Annotated in this window: 6 protein-coding genes; 3 read left to right on the top strand and 3 right to left on the bottom strand. The window is 72.2% G+C overall.

The annotated features are described in order from the left end of the window. Positions 1-85 precede the first annotated feature (85 nt). The 3 genes from ACFU6K_RS23950 to ACFU6K_RS23940 form a co-directional block, all read right to left on the bottom strand. Positions 86-1,363, bottom strand: a complete 1,278-nt coding sequence (locus ACFU6K_RS23950) for an Ig-like domain-containing protein (protein WP_380666188.1) — start codon at positions 1,361-1,363, stop codon at positions 86-88. Between the two features lie 201 nt (positions 1,364-1,564). Next, positions 1,565-1,903: a hypothetical protein gene (locus tag ACFU6K_RS23945; protein ID WP_380666186.1), complete on the bottom strand. Its 339-nt coding sequence runs from the start codon at positions 1,901-1,903 to the stop codon at positions 1,565-1,567. Between the two features lie 513 nt (positions 1,904-2,416). Next, positions 2,417-3,817 (bottom strand): cystathionine beta-synthase, encoded by a 1,401-nt coding sequence (locus ACFU6K_RS23940; protein ID WP_049656493.1) that lies wholly within the window; start codon positions 3,815-3,817, stop codon positions 2,417-2,419. Positions 3,818-4,043: 226 nt separating this feature from the next. Between ACFU6K_RS23940 and ACFU6K_RS23935 the strand changes: the two genes are divergently transcribed. The 3 genes from ACFU6K_RS23935 to ACFU6K_RS23925 all read left to right on the top strand — a co-directional run bounded on the left by ACFU6K_RS23935 (position 4,044) and on the right by ACFU6K_RS23925 (position 7,638). After that, entirely contained in the window at positions 4,044-5,126 is a 1,083-nt protein-coding gene (locus tag ACFU6K_RS23935; protein ID WP_380666184.1) for an SGNH/GDSL hydrolase family protein, read from the top strand. A gap of 63 nt (positions 5,127-5,189) precedes the next feature. Then, positions 5,190-6,410 carry an acetyl-CoA C-acetyltransferase gene (locus ACFU6K_RS23930; RefSeq protein WP_380666182.1) on the top strand — a complete coding sequence of 407 codons (1,221 nt, stop codon included), beginning with the start codon at positions 5,190-5,192 and terminating at the stop codon, positions 6,408-6,410. Positions 6,411-6,699: 289 nt separating this feature from the next. Beyond that, positions 6,700-7,638 carry a hypothetical protein gene (locus tag ACFU6K_RS23925; protein ID WP_380666180.1) on the top strand — a complete coding sequence of 313 codons (939 nt, stop codon included), beginning with the start codon at positions 6,700-6,702 and terminating at the stop codon, positions 7,636-7,638. Positions 7,639-7,695: the final 57 nt, after the last annotated feature.

The following is a 7,695-nucleotide window of genomic DNA, read 5'->3' as shown; positions in this document are numbered from 1 at the left end:
CCGCGAGGTTCGGTCCGCCCGAGGAGTTTTTCCGACCGGTGGGTCTATCCGGCCGGGGTCTGTCCGGCCGGGGTGCGGGGCCGGGTCAGACGGCGCTGCCGGCCTTCCAGGCGGCCCAGCCCATGTTCCAGCCGTTCAGGCCGTTGTCCGGGGCGACCGTCTTGTCACCGGAGTTCACGACCTCGACCACGTCGCCGACCATCGAGGACTTGTAGAACTTGAAGCCGTCCGTACCGCTGTCCTGGGCGCCCTGGGCGTCCCGCAGGCCGATGCAGCCGTGGCTGGTGTTCTGGCCGCCGAAGATCGACGGCGAGGACCAGTAGTTGCCGTGGATGAAGGTGCCCGAGGTGCTGAGGCGCTGGGCGTGCGGCACGTCCGCGATGTCGTACTCGCTGCCCAGGTTGACGGTCTGCGAGTTCATCCGGGTCTGGGTGTACTGCTCGGAGATCACCATCTTGCCGCCCCAGGTCATGTGCTCGGGCGAGCCGCCGGAGATCTTGTAGACCGCGCTGACCTGGCCGTCGGTGGTGACGGTGAGCTTCTTGGCGGCGAGGTCGGCGACGCTGGTCTGGGCGCGGCCGATGGTGAAGCTCACGTCCTTGGACTGGGTGCCGTACACGCCCTTGGCGCCCTCGACGTCCTTGAGCCGGAGCTTGAGGGTGACCTTGGTGCCCTTGGCCCAGTACTCCTGCGGCCGGAAGTCGAGGCGGGTGCTGGAGAACCAGTGGCCGACGATCTCGACGCCCGGCTCGGCTATCACGGTGATCGCCTGCTGGACGGCCTTGCGGTCGGTGACCGGCTTGCTGAAGTTGATCGAGACCGGCATGCCGACGCCGACCGTCGAGCCGTCCTCGGGGGTGAAGTAGCCGACGAAGGTGTTGGCCGGGGTCGCCGTGGTGAAGACGGCGTTGGAGTCCGCCTCCAGCTTGTCCTTGTCGAGGGCGGTGGCGGCGACGGTGTACTTGGTACCGCTGGCGGGGGCGGCGGCCGAGGTCCAGCCGGTGCCGTCGGCGGAGAGCTGGCCGGCCAGCTCCTTGCCGGCGGTGTCGGTGACCTTGACGCTGGTCAGGGTGCCGTTGGCGACGGCGACCTTGACCGGCTCGCTGAAGCTCGCGGAGGCGGCGCCGTCGGCCGGGGTGACGGTGATGACCGCGGCCGAGGTCCTGGGGGCGCTGCTGCCCGTACCGCCGGAGGCCGGGGTGCCGTTCGCGCCGCCGGAGCCGCTGCCACCGCCGCTGCCGCTGGCGCTGTTGTCGTTGCAGGCGGTCAGCAGCAGGACGGGCGCTCCGATCAGGCCCGCGAGGACCCCGCGTCGGCTCCAGCTGCTTCCGGCCACCCGTCCCTGACCGTCCCGTGCCGTCACGTCGCGTCTCCCTGCTGATCATCCCGGGCATTACGGATACAGAAACGCAATACGCCCGTTCACGGTTCCATCACCGAAGGGTAAGCGATCGTATGAGATGACCCAACTTCCCGACGAACAGGGACAGAACGCCCGGCCCGCGGAGCGGACCGGGCGTTCACGGGTGGTGATGGCGAGGACCACCACCCGACGGTTTCCGTCCTACTCGGCGGAGCCGTCCACCGCGTACTCGTCCCACTCCTCGTCGTCCGGGTCGAACTCGGTCTGCGCCGACTCCCAGGTCGCCGAGGCGAGCTCCACACCGGGCACCTCGCCGAGCAGCGCGACGGGGTCGATGAAGTGGGCGAGCGAACCCGACGGGTCCACCTCGATGGCCTCGACGGACTGGGCGCGCTCCTCGTCGTCGAGGTACTCGTCCGCGGTGACGGCCTCCAGGGCCGCCGCCTTGAGCGCGCCCTCGTCGGTGATCTCCGCGATGAGCTCGATCTTCACCCGGACGTAGCGCGGGGCGTCCTGGTCGGTCGTTTCAGTGCTGGTCATGCGTGCGAGCGTACGGGACGGGCGCGCCCGGCGCGGCGCACGGGCGGCCGCCCGGAGTGCACCCCGCGCGCCCGGCGTGAACGGCGCGAACGGAACGTGCGACGGCGCGAACGGAAGGGGCCGGTCCCTCGGAGAAGGACCGGCCCCACCGTTCCCCGCCTGGACTCCCCCACCCGGGAGCCGCGGGACACGCGCCGTGCGGCGCGGTGCTGCCGCGGGAGCCGCCGCACCCTGGCGACCGGCCGGGGCCGGTCAGGGGCGGGACGACGGCGCCTCCCGCGACGGGAGGACACAGCGGCCGGGTCAGGGCCACCCGATGTGTCCGGAGCCGACCGCGGTCGCCGGGGAGCCGCTCCCGGACGGTTGCCGTCGCCTCACTCGGCGTCCTGCCGTTGACCACCACGATGCCCGAGCCGTGTTAACCACGTGCTGCGGACAGGTGACGCCGGTGTACCACTTCCCCCGTGGACGAATCCTCCGCATCCATCCGCGGGGGGCGGTGGTGACGCCGCGTCAGTGCTGGGCGCGGCCGGTCAGGAAGCCCAGCAGGTCCTGGCGGGTGACGATGCCCTGCGGCTTGCCCTCCACCAGCACGACGGCCGCGTCGGCCTTCTCCAGCACGGTCATCAGGTTGGTGACGGTCTCGCCCGAGCCGACCACCGGCAGCGGCTTGGACATCACCTTGTCCAGCGTGTCGGTGAGCTCGATGTCCTTGGCGAAGATGCCCTCCAGCAGCAGCTTCTCCACCACCGAGCCGATCACCTCGCCGGCCATGATGTCCGGGTGGCCGGCGCCCGGGGAGACCACCGGCATCTGCGAGACGCCGTACTCGCGCAGCACCCGGACCGCCTCGGCGACCGTCTCGTTCGGGTGCATGTGGACGAACTGCGGGACGCCGCCCTGCGCGAGGGACTCCTTGCGGGCCAGCACCTCGCCGATGTGCGCCTCGTCGGTGGCCGAGGGCAGGAAGCCGTAGTCGGCCATCCAGTCGTCGTTGAAGATCTTCGACAGGTAGCCGCGGCCGCCGTCCGGCAGCAGCACCACGACGACGTCGTCCGGGCCGAGCTTCTTGGCGACCTCCAGCGCGGCCACCACGGCCATGCCGCAGGAGCCGCCGACCAGCAGGCCCTCCTCCTTGGCCAGGCGGCGGGTCATCTGGAACGAGTCCTTGTCGGAGACCGCGACGATCTCGTCCGCGACGCCGCGGTCGTAGGCGGTCGGCCAGAAGTCCTCACCGACGCCCTCGACCAGGTACGGCCGGCCGGTGCCGCCCGAGTAGACCGAGCCCTCCGGGTCGGCGCCGATCACCTTGACCTTGCCGCCGGAGGCCTCCTTCAGGTAGTTGCCGGTGCCGGAGATGGTGCCGCCGGTGCCGACGCCCGCCACGAAGTGGGTGATCTTCCCGTCGGTCTGCTCCCACAGCTCCGGGCCGGTGGAGTGGTAGTGCGAGGCCGGGTTGTCCGGGTTGGAGTACTGGTCCGGCTTCCAGGCGTTCGGGGTCTCCCGGACCAGGCGGTCGGAGACGTTGTAGTAGGAGTCCGGGTGCTCCGGGGCGACGGCGGTCGGACAGACGACGACCTCGGCGCCGTACGCGCGCAGGGTGTTGATCTTGTCGGTGGAGACCTTGTCAGGACAGACGAAGATGCACTTGTAGCCCTTCTGCTGGGCCACGATCGCCAGGCCGACACCGGTGTTGCCGGAGGTCGGCTCGACGATGGTGCCGCCCGGCTTGAGGGCGCCCGAGGCCTCGGCGGCCTCGATCATGCGCATCGCGATGCGGTCCTTGACCGAGCCGCCGGGGTTGAAGTACTCGACCTTGGCCAGCACTGTCGCGCTGATGCCCTCGGTGACCTTGTTCAGCTTGACCAGCGGCGTGTTGCCGACGAGGTCGATGATCGAGTTGTGGTACCGCACGGGGATCCTCCCGGTCTGTGGGCATGCGATTTCGGTACTGCGGAGTTCGGTACTGCAAAGCGTAGGGCGTGGCACCCGCCCCGCGGCTCCCCTCCTGCACCCCTCCCCCAATGGCCCACCCCCAGCGGCACCCCCGGTACTCCCGCCCTCCGTACGGGTAAGAGCGCTGTGCAGGCATGGCCGTGGCCCCGGAGGGGCCGGCAGGAGCACGTGAAGGGGGCACCGGATGCCAGGGGCAAGGGACTCGCGGGCCCGGGTGGCCCGCCGGATCGCCACCGCGGCGGCGTACGGCGGCGGCGGGCTCGGCCTGCTCGGGGTGGGCGTCGTCGGCCTGCTGGTGACCGAGAGCAGACTCGCCATCCAGGCCATCGGCGTCCTGGAGACCGTCCCGCCCAAGGCGGACGGCGTCTACGGGGAGGCCTTCGCCGACCGCGCCGCCGCCCCGCAGGCCCCGCTCGTGCTGGCCGTCCTCGGCGACTCCACCGGCGCCGGCCTCGGCGTGGCCCGGGCCGGCGAGACCCCGGGCGCGCTGCTGGCCGCGGGCCTCGCCTCGGTGGCCGAGCGCCCGGTCCGGCTGGTCAACGTGGCCCGCTCCGGCGGCCGCTCCGCCGATCTCTCCGGCCAGCTGGAACAGGCCCTGCCGCACCACCCGGACATCGCCGTGATCATGGTCGGCGCCAACGACGTGACCCGGCACAGCCCGGCCCAGCTGGCCGTCCGCCAGCTCGGCGAGGCCGTCGCCGCCCTGCGCGCCAACGGCTGCGAGGTGGTCGTGGGCACCTGCCCGGACCTCGGGACGATCAAGCCGGTGCGGCCGCCGCTGCGCTGGGTGGCCCGCCGGCTGAGCCGACAGCTGGCCGCCGCGCAGACCATCGCGGTGGTGGAGGCGGGCGGCCGGACGGTCTCGCTGGGCTCGTTGCTGGGCCCGGAGTTCGCCGCCCGCCCGGAGATGTTCGCCGCCGACCGCTACCACCCCTCCGCCCAGGGCTACGCGACCGCCGCGATGGCCGTGCTGCCCTCGGTCTGCGCCGCGCTCGGGCTCTGGCCGGAGGAGGAGCGTCCGGCCGCGGCCGTCCCGGGCGGCACGGTGCTGCCGGTCGCGGTCGCGGCCGCCGCGGCGGCCGGTCGGGAGGGCACCGAGGTGGCGGCCGTACCGGCGGAGGGCGCGGGCCGCCGCTGGGCCCAGCTGAGGCACCGGCTGCGGATCGGTCTGCCCGGCCCGGAGAGCGGGAAGGAGGCTGGTACGACCCCCGACGGGGGCCCCGGGAATACGTCGGCCAGCTCACACGCTGGGGCGGGTGACGCCTGATCTACCAGGCGGTAACTTTCCTCCCGGACGTCAGGTCCGCCGTCACCCAGCGAGGAGCCCGCCATGCCCGAAGCCGTCATCGTCAGCGCCACCCGTTCGCCGATCGGCCGGGCCTTCAAGGGCTCGCTCAAGGACGTCCGCCCGGACGACCTGACCGCCCACGTCATCCAGGCCGCCCTGGCCAAGGTGCCGCAGCTCGACCCGCGCGAGATCGACGACCTGATGCTGGGTTGCGGCCTGCCCGGCGGCGAGCAGGGCCACAACCTGGCCCGCATCGTGGCCGTCCAGATGGGCATGGACTACCTGCCGGGCGCCACCATCACCCGCTACTGCTCCTCCTCGCTCCAGACCACGCGGATGGCGCTGCACGCGATCAAGGCCGGCGAGGGCGACGTCTTCGTCTCGGCCGGTGTGGAGACCGTCTCGCGCAGCGTCAACGGCACCTCGGACGGCCTGCCGGGCACCATGAACCCGCTCTTCGACGAGGCCCAGGCCCGTACGAAGAAGCGCGCCGAAGAAGGCGGCGGGGAGTGGCACGACCCGCGCGAGGACGGCCTGGTGCCGGACGCCTACATCGCGATGGGCCAGACCGCCGAGAACCTGGCCGCGCTCAAGGGCATCACCCGCGCCGAGCAGGACGAGTTCGGCGTCCGCTCGCAGAACCTCGCCGAGGCCGCCATCAAGGCCGGCTTCTGGGAGCGCGAGATCACCCCGGTGACGCTCCCGGACGGCACCGTGGTCAGCACCGACGACGGCCCGCGCGCCGGCGTCACCCTGGAGGGCGTGGCCGGCCTGAAGCCGGTGTTCCGCCCCGACGGCACCGTGACCGCGGGTAACTGCTGCCCGCTGAACGACGGCGCGGCCGCGCTGGTGATCATGTCCGACACCAAGGCCCGCGAGCTCGGCATCACCCCGCTCGCCCGGGTGGTCTCCACCGGCGTCAGCGCGCTCTCCCCCGAGATCATGGGCTACGGCCCGGTCGAGGCCTCCAAGCAGGCGCTCAAGCGGGCCGGCCTGACCATCGGTGACATCGACCTGGTCGAGATCAACGAGGCCTTCGCCGCCCAGGTGATCCCGTCCTACCGCGACCTCGGCGTCGACCTGGACCGGCTGAACGTCAACGGTGGCGCGATCGCGGTCGGCCACCCCTTCGGCATGACCGGCGCCCGGATCACCACCACGCTGATCAACTCCCTGCAGTGGCACGACAAGCAGTTCGGCCTGGAGACCATGTGCGTCGGCGGCGGCCAGGGCATGGCGATGGTCATCGAGCGCCTCAGCTGACCTCCGGGCGCACTCCGAAGGGTCTGGACCACCCATTTGGAGTGACGCAGCGTAATTGAGGGCCGGATCACACCGAGAGGTCGATCCGGCCCTCATTTCGTTCGTTTTCGGCCCGGAAATCGACACTGCGGAGCGGATCAACTCCACTGCGTAGAACGGTGTTACCTAACAATTTGGGGACAAGAGCGAAAGTCCGGGAGGAATTGGACATTCGCCCCTGCGGTAACAGCCCCGCATGCGGCAGTGTGGACACGTAACCCCGTTCCGCTCCTCGCTAGGAGTACGTTCCGTGAGCGCCGTCTACACCATCCTGCTGCTGATCCTGATCGCCGTGTCGACCGCCGTGCTGCTCCACCTCCGCGGGCTCTCCCGCCGGCTGGACGCGCGGGCCGCCGCCCCGTCCGCGCCCGCACCGGTGGACGAGGCCGCGATACGCCGGGCCGTCACCGAGGCGCTCGCCGCCGACCGCGAGCGGGAGATCACGGAGGCCCGGGCGTTCTGGGCCGAGCAGGAGGCCCGCGCGGCCGAGGACGCGCCGCTGTTCGACTCCCCGTTCTCCGGCGCGTTCTCCGGCACCGAGGAGTGGCCGCTCTTCTTCCCCCGCCCCACCGGCCCGCAGGACGCCGTCGACAACGCCGGGACGATGGACCCGGAGTTCGGCGAGGCGCTGCGCTCCGCGCTGGAAGACCTGATCAACGAGGGCGGCTCCGCCCCGGCCGAGCCCGGCGGCGAGGGCGGCGTGCCGCTGCGCCCCGGCCACCCGGTCGGCGAGACCAAGGACGCCCGGGCCCGCCGCGAGGCCGACCTGCTGGCCACCGGCCTGGAGGCCGGGCTGCTGGACGCCGACCAGGCCGTCGAGGAGGCCCCGGTCGCCGCGCCCGACCCGCGCCGCCACCCCTCGCACCCCGACTTCGTGCCCAGCCAGGCGCCGTCCCGGGAGTGGACGGACAGCCGGCTGGCCGCCCTCGCCGAGGAGGCCGTCGCCCTGGTCGACGTCCGCCCGGGCCCGCTGGGCACCCTGGACGTGTACGCCTTCGCCGACGGCACCACCCTCTGCGTGGCCCCGGGCGACCGGGAGGCCGCCTACCGGCTGATCGACGCGGTCCGCGCCGGTGAGCACGTCCGGCTGCTCGGCGGCTCGCGCTTCTCCGGCTCGTACTCGCTGACCTTCTCCACCGACGAGGAGGCCGTCTACGTGCTCGCCGACCGGGTGGTCGCCAGCATCTGACAACGGCTCACCAGCAGCAGCGCGCCGAAGGCCGGCCGGGTCACGGGGTTACCGACC

The organism is Kitasatospora sp. NPDC057512 (assembly GCF_042802135.1).
In the GTDB taxonomy this organism is placed as follows: Bacteria; Actinomycetota; Actinomycetes; order Streptomycetales; family Streptomycetaceae; genus Kitasatospora.
This window is presented reverse-complemented; position numbering and strand designations above follow the sequence as displayed.